This window comes from Nocardia sp. NPDC055321 (assembly GCF_053645575.1).
In genome coordinates, this window is the sequence record NZ_JBSHMS010000004.1 from 19,544 (window position 1) to 40,225 (window position 20,682).

General features: G+C 70.4%; 16 protein-coding genes. 12 read left to right on the forward strand and 4 right to left on the reverse strand.

Features of this window, described 5'->3' with window-relative positions:
- The first annotated feature begins 13 nt into the window (after positions 1 to 13).
- Both ACWIGI_RS07200 and ACWIGI_RS07205 read left to right on the forward strand, forming a co-directional pair.
- Positions 14 to 817: an ABC transporter permease gene (locus tag ACWIGI_RS07200; protein ID WP_454201477.1), complete on the forward strand. Its 804-nt coding sequence runs from the start codon at positions 14 to 16 to the stop codon at positions 815 to 817.
- Between the two features lie 66 nt (positions 818 to 883).
- The gene (locus ACWIGI_RS07205; protein ID WP_454201478.1) at positions 884 to 1,981 is read left to right on the forward strand and encodes an ABC transporter substrate-binding protein; all 1,098 of its coding nucleotides are present in this window, start codon (positions 884 to 886) and stop codon (positions 1,979 to 1,981) included.
- A gap of 7 nt (positions 1,982 to 1,988) precedes the next feature.
- Here the strand turns inward: ACWIGI_RS07205 and ACWIGI_RS07210 are convergent, their stop codons facing one another.
- Together ACWIGI_RS07210 and ACWIGI_RS07215 are read right to left on the reverse strand one after the other, a co-directional pair.
- On the reverse strand, positions 1,989 to 3,011 hold the full coding sequence (locus tag ACWIGI_RS07210) for an XdhC family protein (protein WP_454201479.1): 1,023 nt from the start codon (positions 3,009 to 3,011) through the stop codon (positions 1,989 to 1,991).
- A gap of 14 nt (positions 3,012 to 3,025) precedes the next feature.
- On the reverse strand, positions 3,026 to 3,703 hold the full coding sequence (locus tag ACWIGI_RS07215; protein ID WP_454201480.1) for a nucleotidyltransferase family protein: 678 nt from the start codon (positions 3,701 to 3,703) through the stop codon (positions 3,026 to 3,028).
- Positions 3,704 to 3,780: 77 nt separating this feature from the next.
- On the opposite strand from ACWIGI_RS07215, the gene uraD reads away from it, so the two are divergent.
- From uraD to ACWIGI_RS07230, 3 genes are read left to right on the forward strand one after another with little or no spacing between them, the layout of a single operon-like run.
- Positions 3,781 to 4,290: a 2-oxo-4-hydroxy-4-carboxy-5-ureidoimidazoline decarboxylase gene (gene uraD / locus ACWIGI_RS07220; RefSeq protein ID WP_454201481.1), complete on the forward strand. Its 510-nt coding sequence runs from the start codon at positions 3,781 to 3,783 to the stop codon at positions 4,288 to 4,290.
- Positions 4,287 to 4,607, forward strand: a complete 321-nt coding sequence (gene uraH / locus ACWIGI_RS07225; protein ID WP_454201482.1) for a hydroxyisourate hydrolase — start codon at positions 4,287 to 4,289, stop codon at positions 4,605 to 4,607. The genes uraD and uraH overlap by 4 nt, the downstream gene beginning before the upstream one ends.
- Before the next feature lie 3 nt (positions 4,608 to 4,610).
- Positions 4,611 to 5,972 carry an 8-oxoguanine deaminase gene (locus ACWIGI_RS07230; protein WP_454201483.1) on the forward strand — a complete coding sequence of 454 codons (1,362 nt, stop codon included), beginning with the start codon at positions 4,611 to 4,613 and terminating at the stop codon, positions 5,970 to 5,972.
- Between the two features lie 128 nt (positions 5,973 to 6,100).
- Here ACWIGI_RS07230 and ACWIGI_RS07235 read toward each other — a convergent pair whose 3' ends face one another.
- Positions 6,101 to 8,743, reverse strand: a complete 2,643-nt coding sequence (locus ACWIGI_RS07235) for a tetratricopeptide repeat protein (protein ID WP_454201484.1) — start codon at positions 8,741 to 8,743, stop codon at positions 6,101 to 6,103.
- A 223-nt stretch (positions 8,744 to 8,966) separates the two neighbouring features.
- Between ACWIGI_RS07235 and ACWIGI_RS07240 the strand changes: the two genes are divergently transcribed.
- The 4 genes from ACWIGI_RS07240 (at position 8,967) to ACWIGI_RS07255 (ending at position 13,572) form a co-directional block, all read left to right on the forward strand.
- On the forward strand, positions 8,967 to 9,344 hold the full coding sequence (locus tag ACWIGI_RS07240) for a hypothetical protein (RefSeq protein WP_454201485.1): 378 nt from the start codon (positions 8,967 to 8,969) through the stop codon (positions 9,342 to 9,344).
- Complete coding sequence (locus ACWIGI_RS07245) at positions 9,341 to 9,574, forward strand: hypothetical protein (protein WP_454201486.1); 234 nt, start codon at positions 9,341 to 9,343, stop codon at positions 9,572 to 9,574. The genes ACWIGI_RS07240 and ACWIGI_RS07245 overlap by 4 nt, the downstream gene beginning before the upstream one ends.
- A gap of 174 nt (positions 9,575 to 9,748) precedes the next feature.
- Positions 9,749 to 10,567, forward strand: a complete 819-nt coding sequence (locus tag ACWIGI_RS07250; RefSeq protein ID WP_454201487.1) for an FAD binding domain-containing protein — start codon at positions 9,749 to 9,751, stop codon at positions 10,565 to 10,567.
- A complete protein-coding gene (locus ACWIGI_RS07255) occupies positions 10,564 to 13,572 on the forward strand; it encodes a molybdopterin-dependent oxidoreductase (RefSeq protein ID WP_454201488.1) in 3,009 nt (1,002 codons plus the stop codon). Before ACWIGI_RS07250 ends, ACWIGI_RS07255 begins: the two co-directional genes overlap by 4 nt.
- Positions 13,573 to 13,600: 28 nt before the next feature.
- Here ACWIGI_RS07255 and ACWIGI_RS07260 read toward each other — a convergent pair whose 3' ends face one another.
- On the reverse strand, positions 13,601 to 14,731 hold the full coding sequence (locus tag ACWIGI_RS07260; protein WP_454201825.1) for a lipase family protein: 1,131 nt from the start codon (positions 14,729 to 14,731) through the stop codon (positions 13,601 to 13,603).
- Positions 14,732 to 15,204: 473 nt separating this feature from the next.
- Between ACWIGI_RS07260 and aceA the strand changes: the two genes are divergently transcribed.
- The 3 genes from aceA to metE all read left to right on the forward strand — a co-directional run bounded on the left by aceA (position 15,205) and on the right by metE (position 20,300).
- Complete coding sequence (gene aceA / locus ACWIGI_RS07265) at positions 15,205 to 16,494, forward strand: isocitrate lyase (RefSeq protein ID WP_454201489.1); 1,290 nt, start codon at positions 15,205 to 15,207, stop codon at positions 16,492 to 16,494.
- Positions 16,495 to 16,782: 288 nt separating this feature from the next.
- Positions 16,783 to 17,667 (forward strand): 3-hydroxybutyryl-CoA dehydrogenase, encoded by an 885-nt coding sequence (locus ACWIGI_RS07270; RefSeq protein WP_454201490.1) that lies wholly within the window; start codon positions 16,783 to 16,785, stop codon positions 17,665 to 17,667.
- 317 nt (positions 17,668 to 17,984) lie between these two features.
- On the forward strand, positions 17,985 to 20,300 hold the full coding sequence (gene metE, locus ACWIGI_RS07275; protein WP_454201491.1) for a 5-methyltetrahydropteroyltriglutamate--homocysteine S-methyltransferase: 2,316 nt from the start codon (positions 17,985 to 17,987) through the stop codon (positions 20,298 to 20,300).
- The last annotated feature ends 382 nt before the right edge of the window (positions 20,301 to 20,682 follow it).

Below are 20,682 nucleotides of genomic sequence, written 5' to 3' on the forward strand. Positions count from 1 at the left end.
GGGCGATCACGGCATGAGCAGAACCCGGAACGTCGTGCGATCCATCGGGGCATTCCTTGTGCCCCTGCTAGTTTCGCTGCTGCTGTTGATCGGGCTCTGGTACGGCTTCCTGGAGCTGTACCCCCAGGTGGGACTGGTGGGCAAGAGCCCGGGGGAGGTCTGGGCGTATCTGATGACCGGTCCCAACTCCGCGGGCGCCCGCGAAGTGATCTTCGAGGAAATGCGAATCACGCTGCGCGACGCCGGAATCGGCTTCCTGGCCGGGATGGGCGGTGCGCTGACGGTGGCCGCGCTGTTCGTCGGGGTGCCGGCGCTGGCCCAGGTCTTCATGCCGGTGGCCATGCTGCTGCGCTCGGTGCCGCTGGTGGCGCTGACCCCGATCATCGTGCTGATCTGCGGTCGCGGCCTGCTCGGCGTGGCCGCGATGGCGGCCATCGTGGTGTTCTTCCCGGCGCTGGTCATGATCATGTCCGCGCTGCGGGCGGCGCCCCGGCAGGCCATGGAACTGGTGAGCGCCTACGGCGGCTCGCGGTGGACCGCGCTGCGCCTGGTCGCGGTGCCCGCCGCGCTGCCGTCGGTCTTCGCCGCCGCCCGAATCTCGGTGCCCGGCGCGCTCATCGGGGCGCTGCTGGGCGAATGGCTGGGCAGCGGAACGGGATTGGGCGCGGGATTGATCCGCGCCATACCCACCTTCCAGTACAACCGGCTCTGGGCGTCCATCGCGCTGGTGACCGTCGTCTCGGTGGTGCTCTACGCGATCGTCGGGGTGCTGGAGAAGCTGGTGCTGGCGCGATTCGCGCCGCAGCGCGCGAGTTAACCTGCCGCACACAAATAGGCGCGGGAAAGCAAAATATTCGAAATCGAAACGCCCTAGATTCTTTTCATGAGTCGTAATTCCCGGCCGTTCTCGGCCGCTCTCCCGGCCGTGGATCGGCGATCCTTCCTGCGCTACACCGGACTGGCGGGTCTGGCTCTCGGCGGTACGAGCCTGCTCGCGGGCTGCGGCGGCGATTCCGCCGGTCCGGGCAACGGCACCGTCGACGACGGATCGAAATACGGCAGCGTCGCGGTGCAGCTGTCCTGGCTGAAGAACATCGAATTCGCCGGTGAGTACTTCGCCGATTCCAAGGGCTATTACAAGGAAGCCGGGTTCGGGGCCACCAATCTCATCGCGGGCGGCGCGGCCAGTACCTCGGTCGAGGCGGGGCTGAGCACCGGCAAGATCTGGATCGGCATGTCCGCGCCGCAGACCACCGCGCCCGCCGTCCTGGAGGGGTTGAACGCCAAGATCGTCGGGGCGACCTATCAGAAGAACCCGTTCTGCATCGTCAGTTCCGCGGCCAAGGCCATTCGGACGCCCCAGGACATGAAGGGCCGCCGGATCGGCGTCCAGGACACCAACCAGCTCATCTTCAACGCCCTGCTCACCGCCAACGGCATGACCCCCGGCGACGTCACCATCGTGCCCGCCCAGTTCGATCCGACCCCGCTCGCCAACGGCGAGGTGGACGGCTGGGTCAGCTACGTCACGAACGAGCCGATCACGCTGGCCGCCAAAGGTTTCCAGAACGCCAACTTCCTGTTCGCCGACTACGGGCTGCCGCTGGTCGCGGAAACGCTGACCGTGCACCAGAACACCGTCGACAACGAGCGCGACAAGCTGAAGGCGTGGCTGCGCGCCGACATCCGGGGCTGGCGGGACGCCATCGCCGACCCGGCCGAATCCGCCCGGCTCGCGGTGGAGGTGTACGGCAAGGATCAGCAGCTGGATCTAGCGATTCAGACGCGGGAAGCGCAGGCGCAGAACGGATTGCTCGTCTCGCCCGACACCACGGCCAACGGGCTTTTCACCATGACGGACCAGCTGATCGAGGCCAACATCGCCGCGCTCGCCAAGGCCGGAATCACCATCGCGGCCGACAAACTGTTCGATCTGTCCGTGCTGAAGGAGGTCTACGCGGAGGACCCCGCGCTGAAGTAGCCGGGGCCTAGGTGACCAGGGTGGCGTGCCGGCGCGAGCCACCCGCGGCCGAGAGCGGTTCGGCGGTCGTGCCGTTGCGGGCGGCCAGCATCTCCGCGGCGATCGCGACCGCCGTCTCGGCCGGGGTGCGCGCGCCCAGATCCAGCCCGGCGGGCGCGTGCAGCCGGGCCAGGGTGTCGTCGTCGAAACCGCCCGCCTGCAACGCCTCCAGCCGGCGTTCGTGCGCGGCGCCGCCGCCCAGCGCGGCCAGGAAGCCCAGGTCGGGCAGGCGCAGCGCGATGGTCAGCAGCGGAATCTCGAACTTGGCGTCGTTGGAGACCAGCACCACCGCGGTCGACCTGTCGATCTCGCCCGCGGCGGCCAGGGTGTTCAGATAGCGGTGCGGCCAGTCCACCACGACCTCGCAGCCCGGATACGCCTCGGCCGAGACGAAGGTGGGGCGCGCGTCGCAGACCGTCACCCGATAGCCGAGCATGCGGGCCTGCACCGCCAGCGCACCGGCAATAGCGTTGGCGCCCATGATGATCAGGCGTTGCGGGCGGATGAAGGAGGAGACGAACACATCGGAGTCGGGGAGCGAGACCAACTCGGTGCCGTGCTTGCGATCGGTGATGAGATGCTGGCCGATCACGTCCGGATCCGAATGCCACACCACGGTGAAGACGGTCACCTGCCGCTGGGCGGCGATATCGGCTGCCACATCGGGGAATTCGGGAAAGTGCCGACGCGAGAACGGCTCGGTGAAGACATCGAGCGTGCCCACGCAGTCCGAGCCCGCGTCCAAACCACTGCCCGGGCCGAAGCGATGCAGGCCGCGGTGACCCGTGCGCGCCGACTCCATGGCGGCCTCGTAGGCCGCCGCCTCGGCGCAGCCCGCCGAAATCGAACCGAAGGCCCGGCCCTCGGCGTCGACCACCATCGCGGCCCCGATCGGCAGCGGGGTCGAGCCGACCGTGCGCACCAGCGTGGCCAATCCACCCGTGCGTCCGCTGTGCCATACCCGTAGTAGGTCGTCGACGATATCGCGCATGTCTCAGCTCCCGATCACCGTGTGCCGCACGGGTAGTCCCGATCGATCCCCGACGCGAGATCATCACACGTGACGCACACCATATCCGCTCGGCCGTCCAAATAAGTGGCCGCCCCGGAATTTCCCGTGGCCGCCGCCAGCGCCCCCGCCCAGTGCGCGCGACCCAGGATCACCGGGTGCCCGGGCCGGCTATCGAACAGCGCACGCGCGAGCCCGCTCGTGCTCGCGCGCGCGGCCGCCAGCACCCGGGCCACGACCGCACCGCCCACATCGGGGGTGTCGACGGGCATGATCGCGGCGTACGCCGCCGTGCCGAGCCGTGGCCGCGGCGCACCGTGTTCCGGTGCGGCCGAGCCGAGGTGATCGGCCGCGGCGACGGCGGCCAGGCCCGCACGGAACGAGGCGCTCACGCCGACGGCCCAGTCCGCGGCCCACACCGGGCAGGCGCCCGGCGGCACCGGGATGCGGGGGGTTTGCGAGACCAGCGGCGCCGCGCCGGGGCCGGATTCGTCGTCGTATCGCGCCGGACCCGTCGCGCCCAGCACCACGAACACCCGCTCGCAGCCGCCCGCGCGCAGCGCGCGCACCGCGGACGCCAGCCACGCGCCGTCCTCGGCCAGCGCTTTCGGCATACCGAAGCGCGAACCGGAACCCGCGGCCAGCACGATGCCATCGCAGTGTTCGGGTGTCATGCGGGCAGGGTAGCGCCGGATGCCGCGCTTCGCCCCTCGAGTGGCGGACCCGATTGCCATGGCCGATGCTGGACACGATGACGGACACCGGGATAGGCCTCGACGCCTTCGACGCGCTGCCGGACACCGCGGCGGAGAACCTCCTGCTGAGCTGCTGCTCCTCGCCCGCCTGGGCCCGGGCGGTGGCGAACGGGCGACCGTACGGCGCGTTCGCGGACCTGCAGGCCGCGGCGGACCGGGCACTCGACGCGCTGGACGAGGACGAGATCGATCGTGCGCTCGCCGGGCACCCGCGCATCGGGGATCGCCCGGACAACGCCAACTCCGCGCGCGAGCAGGCGGCCATGAGCGGCGCCGACACCGCCGTGCGGGCCGCGATTGCCGAGGGAAATCGCGCGTACGAGGCAAGATTCGGGCACGTGTATCTGGTGTGCGCCACCGGGCGGACACCGGCCGAGCTCCTCGCGATCCTGCGCGAGCGGCTCGGCCACGAACCAGCGGTCGAAAGGCGGATCGTGCGCACGGAATTGGCGGAGATCAATCGGATCCGGCTGCGGCGGCTCATCACCCCGGGGGCGGCGGCATGAGCTCACTGAGCACGCACGTGCTGGACGCGGTGAGCGGACTGCCCGCGTCGGGCGTCGCGGCGACGCTGTTCGACTGGGACGGTAAGGAATTGGGCGCGGGCGTCACCGACCGCGACGGGCGGATCGCGAATCTCGCCGACGACCTCGCCATCGGCAACTACCGGCTGCGCTTCGCGACGGGGGAGTACTTCGCCGGTCAGGGCGTCGCGGCGTTCTATCCCGAGGTGAGCATCGCGTTCACCATCGCCGAATGGCGGCACCATCACGTGCCGCTGCTGCTGTCGCCGTTCGCCTACTCGACCTACCGGGGGAGCTGACCCGTGACCGAATCCGTGCTCGTGATCGAAGGCTGCGCCGTCGCCACGGTGGACGGGGTGGGGAACGAATACCGCGACGGGCACGTGGTCGTGCGCGGTACCCGGATCGAGGCCGTGGGGGCCGGACCCGCGCCCGCGATCGCGGGCGCCGAACGGGTCGACGGGCGCGGGTGCCTGCTCACCCCGGGCCTGGTGAACACGCATCATCATCTGTACCAGTGGATTTCACGCGGGCTCGCCGCCGACTCGACCCTGTTCGAATGGCTGAACACGCTCTACCCGGTGTGGGCGGGCATCGACGCGGACGCCACCCGCGTCGCGGCCACCGGCGCGCTCGCGGCGCTGGCGCGCACCGGCTGCACCACGACCACCGACCACCACTACGTGTTCCCCCGCGACGCCGGTGATCTGCTCGCCGCCGAGATCGACGCGGCCGCGGCCGTCGGGCTGCGCTTCCACCCCTGCCGCGGCTCCATGGATCTGGGCCGCAGCGCGGGCGGACTGCCGCCGGACTCGGTGGTGGAGACCCTCGACGACATCCTGCGCGCGAGCCAGGACGCCGTGGCCCGGCACCACGACCCGTCGTTCGACTCCATGCTGCGCATCGGGCTCGCGCCGTGTTCGCCGTTCTCGGTCTCCGCCGAGTTGCTGCGCGAATCCGCCGCTCTCGCACGCGAACTCGGCGTCCGCCTGCACACGCACGTCGCCGAGACCCTGGACGAGGCCGACTACTGCCTCGCGACCCACGGCTGCACCCCCGCGCAGTACCTGGAACGGCTCGGCTGGGTCGGGCCCGACGTCTGGTACGCCCACGCCATCCACCTCGACGACAGTGCGATCGCCACCCTGGCCCGCACCGGCACCGGCGTGGCGCACTGCCCCACGTCGAACGGCCGCCTCGGCGCCGGCATCGCCCGCACCGCCGACCTGCTCACCGCCGGTGTCCCCGTGGGCCTCGGCGTGGACGGCGCCGCCAGCAACGAGGCGGGCTCGCTCATCGAGGAGCCCCGCAACGCCCTGCTCTACGCCCGCCTGCGCGGCGGCCCGAGCGCGATCTCGGTCCGCACCGCCCTGGAACTGGCGACCCGCGGCGGCGCCCGCGTCCTGGGTCGCGAGAACGAGATCGGCTCCCTCGAACCCGGCAAACTCGCCGACCTGGCCCTGTGGCGCCTGGACGGCCCCGCTCACGCGGGCATCGACGATCCGGTGACCGCCCTGGTCCTCGGCTCCGCGCCCCCGCTGGCGGCACTGGTGGTCAACGGCCGGATCGTGGTGCGGGAGGGGGAGATTCGCACGGTCGACGAGGAATCGGTGGGACGCGACGTGGCCGCCGCCCAGTCGAAGCTGGTGGCGAAGGCCGGCTGACGCGATCCGCTACGGTCCGTGCGGCGTCTCGATCGCCGGGGCGCGAGCAGTGCGTGCGCGCGGCTGTTCACCTGCTCGGCGACGCGCATAGTGGTGCGGCCCGGCAAGGGGCGCGGGGCGGCCGCCCGTCATTCGCTGGGCGGGCAGTTCAAAGCCGCCAGATCCACGCGGACCTGGGCGGCGAGTTTGACGCCCAGGTCCGTGTAGAGGGTCAGGGCCTTGCGGAGGAACTCGCAGGCCCGAGGGTGGTGGCGGGGACCGGCCATGGCGGCGATGGTTCCCAGGGCGCGCCAGGCGTCGGCCTCCCCGTGCGGATCGCCATGGCGACGGGCGATGTCCAGCGACTCGGAATAGAAGCCCTGGGCCGCGTCCAGATCGCCGAGATCGAGTTCGAGATGGCCGAGACCGCGCAGCGCGTCCACGCGCAGCAGACTGTCGCCGATCTCGCCGCCGATGGCGCGCGCCTCGTCGAATTGCGCACGCGCCAAATCGAATTCGCCGCGGGCGCGTTCGACGTTGCCCAGGCCCCACAGCGACCAGCCGCGGCTGTATCGGTCGCCGATCTGATCGGCGATCGCCAGCGCCGCCCGGTAGTAGCCGCCCGCCACCACCGGGTCGCCGCCCATGCGCTCGATATGGCCGAGTCCGCGCAGGGAATCGCCCTCGAACTTCAGGTTCTCCAGCTTCCGGGCGATGCCGAGCACGTCCACGTACGCGTCCCGGGCGCGGTGGTACTCCCCGATGTGCCGGGTCACCTCGGCGAAACCCCAGAGTGCGGAGGCCATGCGCAGCGGATCATCGACCGCGGTGGCGATCGTGTGGGCCTCCCGGAAGCACGTGGAGGCGATGTCGTAGTCGCACGCCATCCGGTGCACCGTGCCCAGGCCGTACAGCACATCGCATTCGGCTATCCGGTCACCGACGCCGCGCGCGATATCCAGCGCGCGCACGAACAGCCACCGCGCGTCCGACCAGTGCCCCAGACCGGAAAGATGCGAGGCGAGCAGCCGAGCCAGCTCACCGGTCTCGGCGCCCGAACCGGACGCGCGAATACAACCGAGCAGCATCTCCCGCTCGCGGGTGAGCCAGGCCCGCGCCTGTGCGGCGTCGGCGGGCTCGGTACCGGGCGCGGTCGGCGGCGGATTCGGGAAGGTGCCGGCCAGGTCGAACGGCCGGGGCGCACCGACGAGGCCGGCCATGCGCACGCTGTAGCGAATCAACCGGCCCACCGCGACCGTGTGCTCGCTCGGCACGTCCTCGATCGCGGCCTGCGCCCGGGCGAACAGGCGGGTGACGTCGTGGATCCGATAGCGCTGCCCGATCGGCCCGCCCTCGGCGGAGTCGAGCAGTCCCACCTCGAAGATGCGGCGTATCAACGCATTCGCCGCCTCCGAAGTCAGATCGGCCATGGCGGCCAGGGTTTCGGCGGTGATCTCCGAACCCGGGAACCAGCCGAGCAGGCGCACCGCCCGGCGCAGCCCAGGCTCGGGTAATCGCCGGTAGGACAGCTCGAACGCGGCCTGCAGGGTCTCGCCCTCGGCGGAGAAGCGCGCCAGGATGTCGGCCGCCGGTGATTCCTCGGTCGCGGGCGCGTGCTTGAGTCGTTCTGTCAGCTGCAGGAATTCGCGATCGGCGGCGGCCAGCATGTCCGGGCCGCCGTGCGCGAGCTGCCCGGCGATGAGCCGCAGCGCCAGCGGCAGCCTGCCCGCCGTCTCCAGAATCCGATGCACCGCGCCCACGTCGTAGTCCGGGGGCAGGTGACTCAGGGTGACCAGGAGTTCCTCCGCCTCGGGGCGGGTCAGCGCGTCCAGCTGCAGCGGCACCGAACCGGCCAGCCCGGTCAGCTTGTGCCGGCTGGTGATCAGCACGAAACAGCCCGGCGCGTGCGGCAGCAGATCGCGAACCTGCTTGCTGCTCAGCACATTGTCGAACACGATGAGCATCCGGCGATCCCGCGTCTCGTAGCGCCACCGCTCGGCGCGCCGGGACTGATCGGGCTCGATCGTCTCCGGCGGCACCCCGATGCGCAGCAGCAGCTGTTCGAGCACGCCCGCCGGGGTGCGCGGTTCGCGGCCCTCGGTGTGCCCGCGCAGGTCCTCCCAGATCCAGCCGTCCGGGTACCGGTCCGAATGCTCCTTGACCACCGCGCGGGCCAGCGCGGTCTTACCCACCCCCGCGAGCCCGTTGATCACGTGCACCGCGGGCCGATTGGCGGCCAGCTGCGCGCGAATGCGCCGGTACAGCTCGGCGCGCTGCTCCGCGCGCCCGAAGAACGGCATGATCTCCGCGGGCAGGCCCCGGCCCACCGGGCGCGCGGTGCAGCGGCGCGCCACCGCGTCCCGGAACGCGGCCCGGTCGGCGCTCGGCATGGCGCGCAGATCGACCGGATCCACGAGTTTGTCCCAGGTGGTGCGATAGATGGCGGCCAGGTTCTTCAGCACGTCCACGGTGGGACGCGGGCGATTGCGGCCCGCCCCGCGCGGACCCGGCCACGATTCGTACTCGGAGATCCGCGCGGCCTTCATCGGCGCGGAGGGTTTCCCGGTGAGCCGGTTGAACTCCCCGGCCACCTCCTGCTGGGTCAGCTCGTTCGCCAGCCGCCACGCCTTGCGCGGACGGCACCCGCGATGCCGCAGTTCGTCCGCGAGCGGCTCGAGCAGTTCGTGTTCGCGCAGCCCGAGCCCGAGCAGGAACCCGCGCAGTTCCTTGCGGGCCTCGGCGCCGACATCGCCGGGATCGTGTGGTTCGCCGTTGTCCTGGTCCGTCGCCACCGCGCGTGCCTCCCCCGAGCTCGGCGACCGCCCGAGATCCGGCCGTCGCTGCTGCGAATATTTCCTTGGTACCGCGCGGATTTCGGCTGGTCAAGGACATAGGACAGGCCAAGAAATCTTCGGTGGCGCTGGGATCGTTCGCCGGATGATTCCCGGCGATCATCGATACATCACCGGGACCGTAATCGGGGCAGGGTCCGGGCGGCAGTAAAGGATCGGATCAATGGCAATCATCACCACCGACTGGCTGATCACCAGCGACGCGGCGCACGAGGTCGCGTTTCGGATCGACGTTCCCGAACCGGGGCGAGGCAGGTGGGTGCTGTCGTATCTGCCCAGCTCGTTCCGGGTGACCAGGGAGCAGGCGCTGGCCGGCATCGTGCTCGCGGAGCTGATCCTCGTCGGATTGTTGCGTCCGGGAGGGGAATTCGAGACGGAGATGGCGGCGCTGCACGCGGAGGTGCTCGGCCTGAGCGTGACCGACGCCATGTGCCTGCTCGCCCTGCGTATGCCGGGGGCGCAGCCGCGAAAACCGGAGGGGCGCTGCGTGTCCCGCCCGGCCAGCCGACGGCGGCGCGGGGTCGAGGAGGTCGGGCGATGATGTTCGACGCCGGGCCGTTCCTGATCGTCGTATCGATGCCGCGGGTGCATCCCGGCTGGTTCCTCGGGGTGTTCACCGCGGTGCTGGGGTTCGGGGTGCTGGTGATGCTGGTGGTCGCCACCTCGTGTGGCGGGGCCGAGGCGGTGAACGGGCCGAGCTCGACCGGCATACCGGCCACGGCCGGGCCGGGGAGTTGCGAGCCGTTCTGCGGGCACGGGCGCACCGGCTGATATGGGGTTTTCCGCGCCGGTGGCCCGCGGCCGCCGGCGCGGAAAACAGTAACGAATGTGAAACAGACACGGACCGTTCCGCAATCTACGTGCAACCCGTTTCTCCTACTGTGGAGTCGAGGCCCCGCCCGGGCACCCGGGCGGCGGTCCCGCGGCCGAGAGCGGGTGATACCGATGGATCTGGACACGATCCGCGAGATACGCGTGGCGCGCGGGCGCGCCGACCTGGCGGGGCTGGGTGCGGGCTCGGCCGTCCTGGCCGGGGGCACCTGGCTCTACTCCGAACCGCAGCCCGGGCTCGAGCGGCTCGTCGACATCACCGCCCTCGGCTGGGAGCCGATCACGATCGACGACGCGGGGCTGGAAATCGCCGCGACCTGTACGCTCGCCGAACTCGCGGGGGCCGCGTACCCGGCGCGGTACACCGCCGCGCCACTGTTCGCGCGGGCCTGCTCGGCGCTGGTCGCCTCGCACAAGATTCAGCGCACCGCGACCGTCGGCGGCAACGTCTGCCTGGCCCTGCCCGCCGGTGCGGTGCTCGCCGCGCTCACTGCCCTCGGGGGCGCCGCGCTGCTGTGGGGGCCGGGCGAGGACCAGTGGATTCCCCTGTCGCACTTGATACTCGGGCCCGGTGAGACCACCCTGGCGCCCGGAGAGGTGGTGCGCGCGATCCGGATCTCGGAGTCGAACATGCGCTCCCGCATCGCGTTTCGCAAGGTCGCGCTGTCACCGCTGGGCCGGTCCGGCGCCGTGGTGATGGGCAGGCTCGACGCCACCGGCGCGTGCGTGCTCACGGTCAGCGCCGCGACCACCCGGCCCGTCGTCCTCGAATTCGCCGCGCTCCCGGACGCCCGCGAACTGGCGGCAATATTCGCCGAGATCCACCCCGGGCTCTGGTACGACGACCCGCACGGCGCACCCCGCTGGCGCAGGCACGTCAGCACCCTGCTGGCCGTCGAGGTCGTCGCCGAGCTGAGCGGGGACCCGTCGTGAGATTCCAGGTCGACGGCACGCCCGTGGACGCCGCCGCACGCCCCGGCCAATGCCTGCGCACCCTGCTGCGCGACCACGGGCACACCGCTCCGAAGAAGGGCTGCGACGCCGGCGACTGCGGCGCGTGCACGGTCCTGGTCGACGGCGCGGCGGTGCACTCCTGCGTCTATCCGGCACACCGCGCCGAGGGGCGCGAGATCACCACGGCCGCAGGTCTTTCCGCAAGTCCTCAACCCACCGCGCTCCAGCGCCGTTTCCTGGAGAACGCGGCGTTCCAATGCGGCTTCTGCACCGCTGGCATGCTCGTCACCGCCACCGAGTTGGCCGCCGCCGACGGCCTCGACCCCGCCACCCTCCCCGAGGCCATGAAGGGCAACCTCTGCCGCTGCACCGGCTACCGCTCGATCGCCGACGCGCTCACCCCGCCGCCCGCGACCTGCGAATCGAGCCCGGAGGCACGCGGTGGCTACGCGGCCCGGACCGCCGTGAACCCGGGCTGTCAGACCGGATGCGCGGACGCCGAGCCGTGGACGGTCGACGGTCCGTCGACGGCGGACATGATGGGCCGACCCGCCGGACCTCGCGGCGCAGGTCCGGCCGCGTCCGCTGCGACCGCCACCCGCTCGAACTCCGAGCCGCGGTGCGCCGGTGTGCATTCCGCCGCCGCGTCGAGCACGACGGGAGCCGGGGCCGGAACCAGCGCAGGTGTCGCGGCCGGCGCGCCCGCCGGGCCGCGGATCGTGCGCGGGGCGGAGCCGTTCACGATGGACATCGCGGCGGAGGAGGCGGACTCGGGGCGGGTGCCGCCGGAGGCGGTGTTGCACCTCGAGGTGCTGCGGAGCCCGCACGCGCACGCGCGGATCGTGCGGATCGACACCGCGGCGGCCGAAGCGGTGCCGGGGGTGCGGGCCGTGCTGACCTACGCCGACGCGCCCGGCGCGGCGTATTCGACCGCGCGGCACCAGATTCGGGAGGACGACCCCGACGACACCGTGCTGCTGGATCGCACCGTGCGGTTCGCCGGGCAGCGGGTGGCGGCCGTGGTCGCCGACACGCTGCGCGCGGCGCGGGCCGGGTGCCGGGCACTGCGGGTCGACTACGAGGAACTGCCCGCCGTCCTGCGCGCGGTCGACGCCCTGGCCGAGGGCGCGCCGGTGCTGCACGCGGAGCGCGGACCCGAATCCCGCATCGCCGATCCGGGCCGCAACATCGTCGCCGAGGTGCACGGGCGCGCCGGGGACGTGACGGCCGGCCTGAGCGCGGCCGCCGAAGTGGTGCAGGGGGTCTGGGAGACCCAGCGGGTGCAGCACGTGCACCTGGAGACGCACGGCAGCATCGGCTGGCTCGACGCCGACGGGCGGCTGGTCCTGCGCACCAGCACCCAGGTGCCCTTCCTGGTCCGCGACGAACTGTGCCGGATCCTCGGCCTCGACCGCGACGCGGTGCGGGTGTTCGCGGCCCGGGTCGGCGGCGGGTTCGGCGCCAAACAGGAGATGTTCACCGAGGACCTGGTGGCCCTGGCAGTCCTGCGCACCGGTCGCCCGGTGCAGTACGAACTCACCCGCAGCGACGAATTCCACACCACCTGCCGCCACCCCATGCGGGTGGAGGTGACCGCGGGCGCGGACCCCGACGGCGTGCTCACCGCCCTCGCGGTGGACGTGATCGCCGACGCCGGAGCCTACGGAAACCACAGCGCCGGAGTGCTTTTCCACGGGCTCAGCGAATCGGTCGCGCTCTACTCCTGCGCCAACAAGCGCGTCGACGGCCGCGCGGTCTACACCAACAACGTGCCCTCCGGCGCGTTCCGCGGCTACGGCCTCGGGCAGGTCATGTTCGGTGTGGAATCCGCGCTCGACGAACTCGCCCGCCGAATCGGGCTGGACCCCTTCGAGTTCCGCCGCCGCAACGTCGTGCGCCTCGGCGATCCGCTGATCGGCGGGGCCTGCCACCCCGAACCCGATCTGGAGATCGTGAGCTACGGCCTGGATCAGTGCCTGGACCTCGCCGAGCGCGCGCTGCGCCGGGGCAACGGGGTCCCCGCGCCCGGCCCGGACTGGCTGGTCGGCGAGGGCATGGCCCCCGCGATGATCGCCACCGTCCCGCCGCGCGGGCACTACTCGACCGCGCACGTGGAGCTACTCGCCGACGGCGGGTACGAACTGCGCATCGGCACCGCCGAATTCGGCAACGGCACCACCACCGTGCTCGCCCAGCTCGCCGCCACGGCGCTCGGCACCGACCCCGGCCGGGTGCGCTTGCGGCAGTCCGACACCGACGTCGCCGGTCACGACACCGGGGCCTTCGGCTCCACCGGAATCACCGTCGCGGGCCGCGCGGCGCACGCCGCCTGCACAGCGCTGCGCGCGCGAATCCTGCGGCGCGCCGCCGCGCTCACCGGACTCCCCGCCGAACAGCACGTCCTCGAACCCGCCGGTGTGCGCGCCGCGGACCGGGTGCTCGGCCCGGCCGAGCTCCTCGCCGACGGGCCGCTCGACGGCACCGCCACCCACGACGGCACCCCGCGCTCGGTCTCGTTCAACGTGCACGCGTTCCGGGTCGCCGTGCATCCCGGCACCGGGCAGATCCGCATTCTCCAGTCGGTGCACGCCGCCGACGCGGGCACGGTCCTCAATCCGGTGCAGTGCCGCGGCCAGGTGGAAGGCGGTGTCGCACAGGCCATCGGCACCGCGCTGTACGAGCACGTGCGCACAGCGGACGGCGTCGTCACCACCGAAACCCTGCGCCACTACCACATTCCGCAGTTCGGGGATGTGCCGTACACCGAGGTGTACTTCGCCGAAACCAGTGATCCGCTGGGCCCGCTCGGCGCCAAACCGATGAGCGAATCGCCCTACAACCCGGTCGCGCCCGCACTCGCCAACGCCGTGCGCGCCGCCATCGGCCAACGCCCGCACCGGCTTCCGATGACGGCGGACCGGATCTGGGAACTGATGGGCCGGTCCGGCGCGGTCACCGAGACCGCGCGGCACCGGGTGCTCTGACGTCGCCGGGACCTCGGAATCCGTCGGCTCAGGCGAACAGTCCCCGCACGAACGGCACCGAGTCGACCAGCGAGGCGTTGACCGTGCCGTCGTGATCGGTGGGATAGGTCCGCAGCGTCACCGGCTCGCCGCCGGCCTGCAGCCGGGCCGCGAACGCCAGGGTCGCGGGGGTGATGATGTCGGTGTCGTACAGGCCCTGGCCGATGAAGAAGGGCCGGTCGTACCCGGTGTTGGGGATGCCCATGTACTCGCTGAGCAGGTCGAGCAGGCCGGGGATCTCCAGCAGCGGGCGGGCGAACAGGTCACCGATGATCACGTTGTTCGCGACCAGCTCGTCGCCGATGGGGGTGAGGCAGGACTGGCTCGACCGCTCCAGCCAGTGCCGGCCCGAATCGGTCAGGAACGACTCGATGTTCAGCTCGGGATAGGTCGTGCGCAGGCCGTTGAGGATGTAGAGCACGTAGGCCGTGGTGTGCGCGCCCAGCTTGATCGGCGGCACGCCCGGGCCGACGGGCAGCAGCACGTCCTCGATGAACGCCGGGACACCCGTGCCCACCGCCCCGCGGTAATCCAGTTCGGGACCGCCCAGCTCGGTGGCGTAGCGCGCGGTCGTGAGGGCCGCGCCGCCGCCCTGCGACTGCCCGACCACCACCCATTTCCGGGACAGCGACCCGTAGTGGCGGGTGGCGGCCTTCACCGCGTCGACGACGTTGTGCGCCTCGACCCGGCCGTTGAGGTACGGATGATCGCCGGGGGTGCCGAGCCCGGCGTAATCGGCGGCGACGATCGCGTAACCCTGCTTCAGCCAGCTACCCAGGTAGGCCCAGTCGCGTTCGCGCGCACCGGGTCCGGCGATGGAGAAGGCGCACTCGTCGCCCAGGCCGAGCGTGCCGTGCGCCCAGGCTATGACCGGCCAGCCGCCCTCGGGCGCATCGCCGGGCGGGAAATAGATGGCCGCGCTCGTTGTTGTCTCCGCGCCACGCGCGGTGGTGCTGCTGTAGAGGAAGCGCTCCGAGTTCACCGAACCGGGCGGGGTCGCGGACGCGCGCAGCGGCTCGATCGAGCTGATCACCCCGGTGTCCGCGCCGGGCTCGGCGGCCGCCTGCGGGCCTCCCACCAGCGCCGCGATCGAAGTGACGGCCACGGCCGCAGTGGACATCCAGCGTTTCCGCACGGGCTCTCCTAGTGTTCCGACGTGCCGCACCTTGCTGAGCGCGCGACCAGTTTAGGTCCTATTCGGTACCCCGGGTGGTTTGCCCCACACCCATCAAGATCACAATCGATTGTGAAGGTGCTCACAGCTCGCCGGAACCCGGCGCGTCGGGTTCCGGTGGCGGCAATCACGCTAACAGTACGGGCGTTATGCAAAACTGCACGTCAGGCCTACTCGCAAGTAGATTCCACGGCTGCAATTAACAAGCAAATTTCGCAGGCTTAGCAAAGTCGTGATGAAAGCTAGCCTGGATTCACACTTGCAACAGGTAGACGCACATTTTTTCCTGTGCCATCGTGTGGAAGTACACCTCGCGGGCATAGCAAGCCTGCAAATTGCCGCTCCAGCAGTGTCCGAATCATCGCGAGAGGGTTCGACCGGCGGGGCAACCGAGACCGAACGAAGAAGTGGAGTCAGAGATGTCGACTGTCGGCACCCCGAAGACCGCTGCGGAAATCCAGCAGGATTGGGACACCAACCCGCGCTGGAAGGGCATCACCCGCAGCTACACCGCCGAGCAGGTTGTGAAGCTGCAGGGCACCGTTGTCGAGGAGCACACCCTCGCCCGTCGTGGTGCCGAGATCCTCTGGGATCTGGTCAACAACGAGGACTACATCAACTCCCTGGGCGCCCTCACCGGCAACCAGGCGGTCCAGCAGGTCCGCGCCGGCCTCAAGGCCATCTACCTGTCCGGTTGGCAGGTCGCCGGTGACGCGAACCTGTCCGGCCACACCTACCCGGACCAGTCGCTGTACCCGGCCAACTCGGTGCCGTCCGTCGTGCGTCGCATCAACAACGCGCTGCTGCGTGCCGACGAGATCGCCAAGGTCGAGGACGACAAGTCCGTCGCCAACTGGCTCGCCCCGATCGTCGCCGACGCCGAGGCCGGCTTCGGTGGCGCGCTGAACGCCTACGAGCTGCAGAAGGCCATGATCGCGGCCGGCGCCGCGGGCGTGCACTGGGAGGACCAGCTGGCCTCCGAGAAGAAGTGTGGCCACCTCGGTGGCAAGGTGCTGATCCCCACCCAGCAGCACATCCGCACCCTGACCTCGGCTCGCCTCGCGGCCGACGTCGCCGGTGTCCCCTCGGTCATCATCGCGCGTACCGACGCCGAGGCCGCCACCCTCATCACCTCCGATGTGGACGAGCGCGACCGCGAGTTCCTCGATGGCACCCGTACCGCCGAGGGCTTCTTCGGCGTGAAGAACGGCATCGAGCCCTGCATCGCGCGTGCCAAGGCCTACGCCCCGTACTCCGACCTCATCTGGATGGAGACCGGCGTGCCGGACCTCGAGGTCGCGCGCAAGTTCGCCGAGGCCGTCCGCGGCGAATTCCCGGACCAGCTGCTGGCCTACAACTGCTCGCCTTCGTTCAACTGGAAGGCGCACCTGGACGACGCGACCATCGCGAAGTTCCAGCGTGAGCTCGGCGCGATGGGCTTCAAGTTCCAGTTCATCACCCTGGCCGGCTTCCACTCGCTGAACTACGGCATGTTCGACCTGGCGCACGGCTACGCCCGCGAGGGCATGACCGCGTTCGTCGACCTGCAGGAGCGCGAGTTCAAGGCCGCCGCCGAGCGTGGCTTCACCGCCGTCAAGCACCAGCGCGAGGTCGGCGCCGGCTACTTCGACACCATCGCCACCACGGTCGACCCCAACACCAGCACCGCTGCGCTGAAGGGCTCCACCGAAGAGGGCCAGTTCCACTGAGGTTGGAGCCAGCCCTTACGAACTCGGTTGTCGCCTTGCGCGACAACTGATTTCGAAGACAATCCTCGGGGCGGCGAATACGCCGCCCCGAGGCTCAGACCCTTCCCGTCGACAGCCCCGGCGGGGAGGGTTTTGTCCTAAACGAAAGACCTTAAGAAGGCGCAGGGTCAGGATCATTCCGACGCCTTCACCCAGCAGGAACAGAGAGCCCGGCGAGTCCGGGCGTCTGACCGGCAATGGCACATAGCCCGCCCGCAAGAGTTGCGGGGAGGCGGAACGGAGCGCGACGTGAGCGAGAAGATTCAGCGAGTCGGCATTATCGGTGCCGGTCAGATGGGCGCGGGTATCGCGGAGGTGTGTGCCCGGGCGCACGTCGACGTCCTCGTCTACGAGCAGACCCGTGAGCTCGCCGCCGCCGGTCGCGCCCGCATCCTGCGGTCGCTCGATCGCGCCGTCTCGAGTGGCAAGATCACCGAACGGGAGCGGGAGCAGACCGCCTGGCGGCTGCGCTTCACCTCCGACCTCGCCGACTTCGCCGACCGTCAGCTGGTCGTGGAAGCCGTGCTCGAGAACGAGGACGTGAAGACCGCCATCTTCGCCGAGCTCGACAAGGTCGTCACCGACCCCAACGCCGTGCTCGCCTCCAACACCTCCTCCATCCCGATCATGAAGATCGCCGTGGCCACCAACAACCCCGAGCGGGTCGTGGGCATGCACTTCTTCAACCCGGTGCCGGTGCTGCCGCTGGTCGAGCTGATCACCACGCTCAAGACCGCCGAGGCCGTCACCTCGCGCGCCGAGCAGTTCGCCTCCGACGTGCTCGGCAAGCAGGTCGTGCGCTCGGCCGACCGCTCGGGCTTCGTGGTCAACGCGCTGCTGGTGCCGTACCTGCTCTCGGCCATCCGCATGGTCGAATCCGGTTTCGCCACCAAGGAAGACGTCGACAAGGCCATGGTGCTGGGCTGCGCCCACCCGATGGGCCCGCTCGCCCTCACCGACCTGGTCGGGCTCGACACCGTGAAGTCCATCGCCGACTCCATGTACGCCGAATTCAAGGAGCCGCTGTACTCCGCGCCGCCGCTGCTCATGCGCATGGTCGAGGCCGGCCTGCTCGGCAAGAAGGCCGGCACCGGCTTCTACCAGTACAACGCGCCCGCCGCGGCCAAGAAGTAGCCGCCCGGCCGAGCGCCGGCCCGCGTCGTGCACGCGGACCGGCGATCGGGAGCGACACCCGTCTCCGCGGTGTCCGGGCGGTTGCCCGGAACTTGCGAGAGCGGTTCTCGCGTTCTATCAGAACGACAGCTCCTGAATGGCACGCGGGTACGGGTCTTCCGAACCCATCAGGGGCATAGGCTGCAAATACGGGCCGGTAACACCGGCCGGCCCACCCGGGTCGACGCGAGTCGATCCGACATCAGGGCGCAACTGTGCGGCGTCCACCCCTCCTGGTGGGCGCCGCGCAGGTGACTTAAAGGAGGAGTGGCGCGCTCATGGCCAACGTCACCGACGGCTTCGGATCGAGCATCCTGGGCTATCCCCGTATCGGACCGCATCGCGAACTCAAGCGTGCCCTCGAATCCTATTGGCACGGAACGTCGGAACGCGATGAGCTGCTCGCCGTAGGACGTGAGATCCAGGAGAGTCAGTACCTCGAACTGGCTGCGACCGGACTCACCCAGGTGCCCGGCAACACCTTCTCCTTCTACGACCACATCCTCGACAACGCCCTGCTGTTCGGCGCGGTGCCCAAGCGCTTCGAGCCCTACCGCGAGGGGCTGCACCCGCTCGACTTCTACTTCCTGATGGCGCGCGGCAACCCCGACGTGCCGCCGCTGGAACTGGTGCGACTGTTCAACACGCCGTACCACTACCGCCAGCCCGAACTCGACACCGATACCGAATTCTCGCTGCACCCCGAGGCGCTGCTCGACGAATTCGACCGGGCCAAGGCCGCCGGCATCGAACTGCGGCCGGTCGTGCTCGGGCCGCTGTCGCTGCTGCTGCTGTCCAAGACCGGGCACGTGCCGGGCGAGACCGAGTTCGACAAACTGGTGCTGCTGGACAAGCTGCTACCGGTGTACGAGGAGCTCTTCGAACTGCTCGCCAAGCGCGGCGCGACCTGCGTGCAGCTGGACGAGCCGTGCTTCACCAGCGACCGGTCGCCCTCCACCATCGAGGTGTTCGAGAAGGCGTACAACCGGCTGTCCAAGGCGCCGCTGCGGCCCCGGCTGCTGGTCACCGGGCAGTACGGCGACTTCGGCGAGGCGCTGGAAGCGCTGGCGCGCACCAAGGTCGAGGCCGTCGGGCTCGACCTGGCCAACTACCGCATCCGGCCCGAGGACCTGGCCAAGATCCCGGGCATCGGGCGCAAGCGGCTGTACGCGGGCGTCATCAGCGGCACCAATGTGTGGCGCGCGGACCGGCGCGTGACCCTGGAATACCTGAACGAGCTCGCCAAGGTGTGCCCGGACATGGTGGTCTCCACCGGCGCGACCCTGCTGCACGTGCCCTACGACCTGCTCGTGGAATACGAGCTGGAAGAGCATGTGGCCGACCGCCTCGCCTTCGCGAAACAGAAGGTGCTGGAAGTGGTTTCGCTCGCGAAGGCGCTCACCGAGGGCCCCTCGGAGAAGTGGCGCAAGCGGCCGACCTCGGTGCACTTCAAGCAGAAGCACGCGGTGCGGCAGCGGGTGTACAACGTGACGCCGCAGATGCGCGAGCGCGAACCGTACGAGGTGCGGCGCGCCGCCCAGCAGGCCAAGCTGAACCTGCCGCTGGTGCCCGCTACCACCCTCGGTTCCTTCCCGCAGACCAACGCGGGCCGGCAGGCGCGCTACGAACTCGGTCAGGGGCGGCTGTCCTACGACGAGTACCGCAAGCGGATCGAGGCCGAGATCGAGGGCACCATCCGGTTGCAGGAGGACATCGGGCTCGACGTGTTCGTGCACGGTGAGCACGAGCGCAACGACATGATCCAGTACTTCGCGGAGCTGCTCGACGGCTTCGCCACCACCCACTTCGGCTGGGTGCAGGTGTACGGATCACGGTGTGTGCGCCCGCCGATCGTGTACGGGGACGTGTCGCGGCCCGCGCCGATGTCGGTCGAATGGTCGACCTACGCGCAGTCGCTGACCGACAAGCCGGTCAAGGGCATGGTCACCGGGCCGGTCACCATGCTCGCGCGCTCGTTCGTGCGCCAGGACCAGCCGCTGTTCGACACCGCGGACCAGGTGGCCCTGGCCATCCGGGACGAGGTCGTGGATCTGGAACGGGCGGGCATCGCCATCATCCAGGTCGACGAGCCGTCGATCCGCGAGCTGTTGCCGCTGCGCGCGCGGGGCCGGGCGGAGTACCTGCGCTGGGCGGTGGCCGCGTTCCGCCTCGCCACCTCCGGGGTCAAGGCCGAAACCCAGATCCACACGCACATCGGCTATTCCAGCCGCGAGGACGTGGTGCAGGCGATCGACGAGCTCGACGCCGACGTGACCGCGATCGTGGCCACCCGCTCCATCGAATGGGTGCTGAACTCCCTCAAGGAGGACTGCGCCGAGGGCCACGGCCTGACCCACGGCGTCGGCCCCGGCGTCTACGAGAGCCGCTCGGCCCGGATCCCGGACATCGACGAGCTCGACGAGGCCCTGACCGCCGCCGCGGAAGCGGTTACCCCCCAACGCCTCTGGGCCAACCCCGACGGCGGCTTGAAGACCCGCCACCACTGGCAGCTGGATCCGTCCCTGCGGAACATGGTCGCCGCGGCGCGGCGCGTGCGCCGCCGGGCGGAGGCGGCCGAAGCGGCCGGGGAGTAGAACCGGCGCGAACCCGTAGAACGGCGGCAAGGTCTTCGAAGACTTTGCCGCCGTTAGCATTTCGGCGGACTGGTCAGGTTGCCCCGGATGCCGTGAAGCCGGTGTGCCCGCCCTGCCGAGACCAGCAGGCGCGGGGGCGAGTCCTGTGTCGAGTGCGCCGACCGAGGACACAACGGCCGGGTCCCACGCGCCTGTCGTGTGCTGTAGGCAGGTACGCGACCGCAGGGGCCGGGCCGCCGGTAGCGCTCGGCCGGCGGGCGGGACCGCTGGCGGCTGTCGGACGCGACGGCCGATTTCGCCGCGAGCAGATGAAGGTCCCACAGCCATATCCCTCCCGGATCGACGGCTCGCGCTTGCACCTGTGCGCCGGTGCGACGCCGAC

What these genes read in the sequence shown, in the direction of transcription:
- ACWIGI_RS07200 (WP_454201477.1), top strand. Translation starts at nt 14, where the DNA reads ATGAGCAGAACCCGGAACGTCGTGCGATCCATCGGGGCATTCCTTGTG.
- ACWIGI_RS07205 (WP_454201478.1), top strand. Translation starts at nt 884, where the DNA reads ATGAGTCGTAATTCCCGGCCGTTCTCGGCCGCTCTCCCGGCCGTGGAT.
- ACWIGI_RS07210 (WP_454201479.1), bottom strand. Translation starts at nt 3,011, where the DNA reads ATGCGCGATATCGTCGACGACCTACTACGGGTATGGCACAGCGGACGC.
- ACWIGI_RS07215 (WP_454201480.1), bottom strand. Translation starts at nt 3,703, where the DNA reads ATGACACCCGAACACTGCGATGGCATCGTGCTGGCCGCGGGTTCCGGT.
- uraD (WP_454201481.1), top strand. Translation starts at nt 3,781, where the DNA reads ATGACGGACACCGGGATAGGCCTCGACGCCTTCGACGCGCTGCCGGAC.
- uraH (WP_454201482.1), top strand. Translation starts at nt 4,287, where the DNA reads ATGAGCTCACTGAGCACGCACGTGCTGGACGCGGTGAGCGGACTGCCC.
- ACWIGI_RS07240 (WP_454201485.1), top strand. Translation starts at nt 8,967, where the DNA reads ATGGCAATCATCACCACCGACTGGCTGATCACCAGCGACGCGGCGCAC.
- ACWIGI_RS07245 (WP_454201486.1), top strand. Translation starts at nt 9,341, where the DNA reads ATGATGTTCGACGCCGGGCCGTTCCTGATCGTCGTATCGATGCCGCGG.
- ACWIGI_RS07250 (WP_454201487.1), top strand. Translation starts at nt 9,749, where the DNA reads ATGGATCTGGACACGATCCGCGAGATACGCGTGGCGCGCGGGCGCGCC.
- ACWIGI_RS07260 (WP_454201825.1), bottom strand. Translation starts at nt 14,731, where the DNA reads ATGTCCACTGCGGCCGTGGCCGTCACTTCGATCGCGGCGCTGGTGGGA.
- aceA (WP_454201489.1), top strand. Translation starts at nt 15,205, where the DNA reads ATGTCGACTGTCGGCACCCCGAAGACCGCTGCGGAAATCCAGCAGGAT.
- metE (WP_454201491.1), top strand. Translation starts at nt 17,985, where the DNA reads ATGGCCAACGTCACCGACGGCTTCGGATCGAGCATCCTGGGCTATCCC.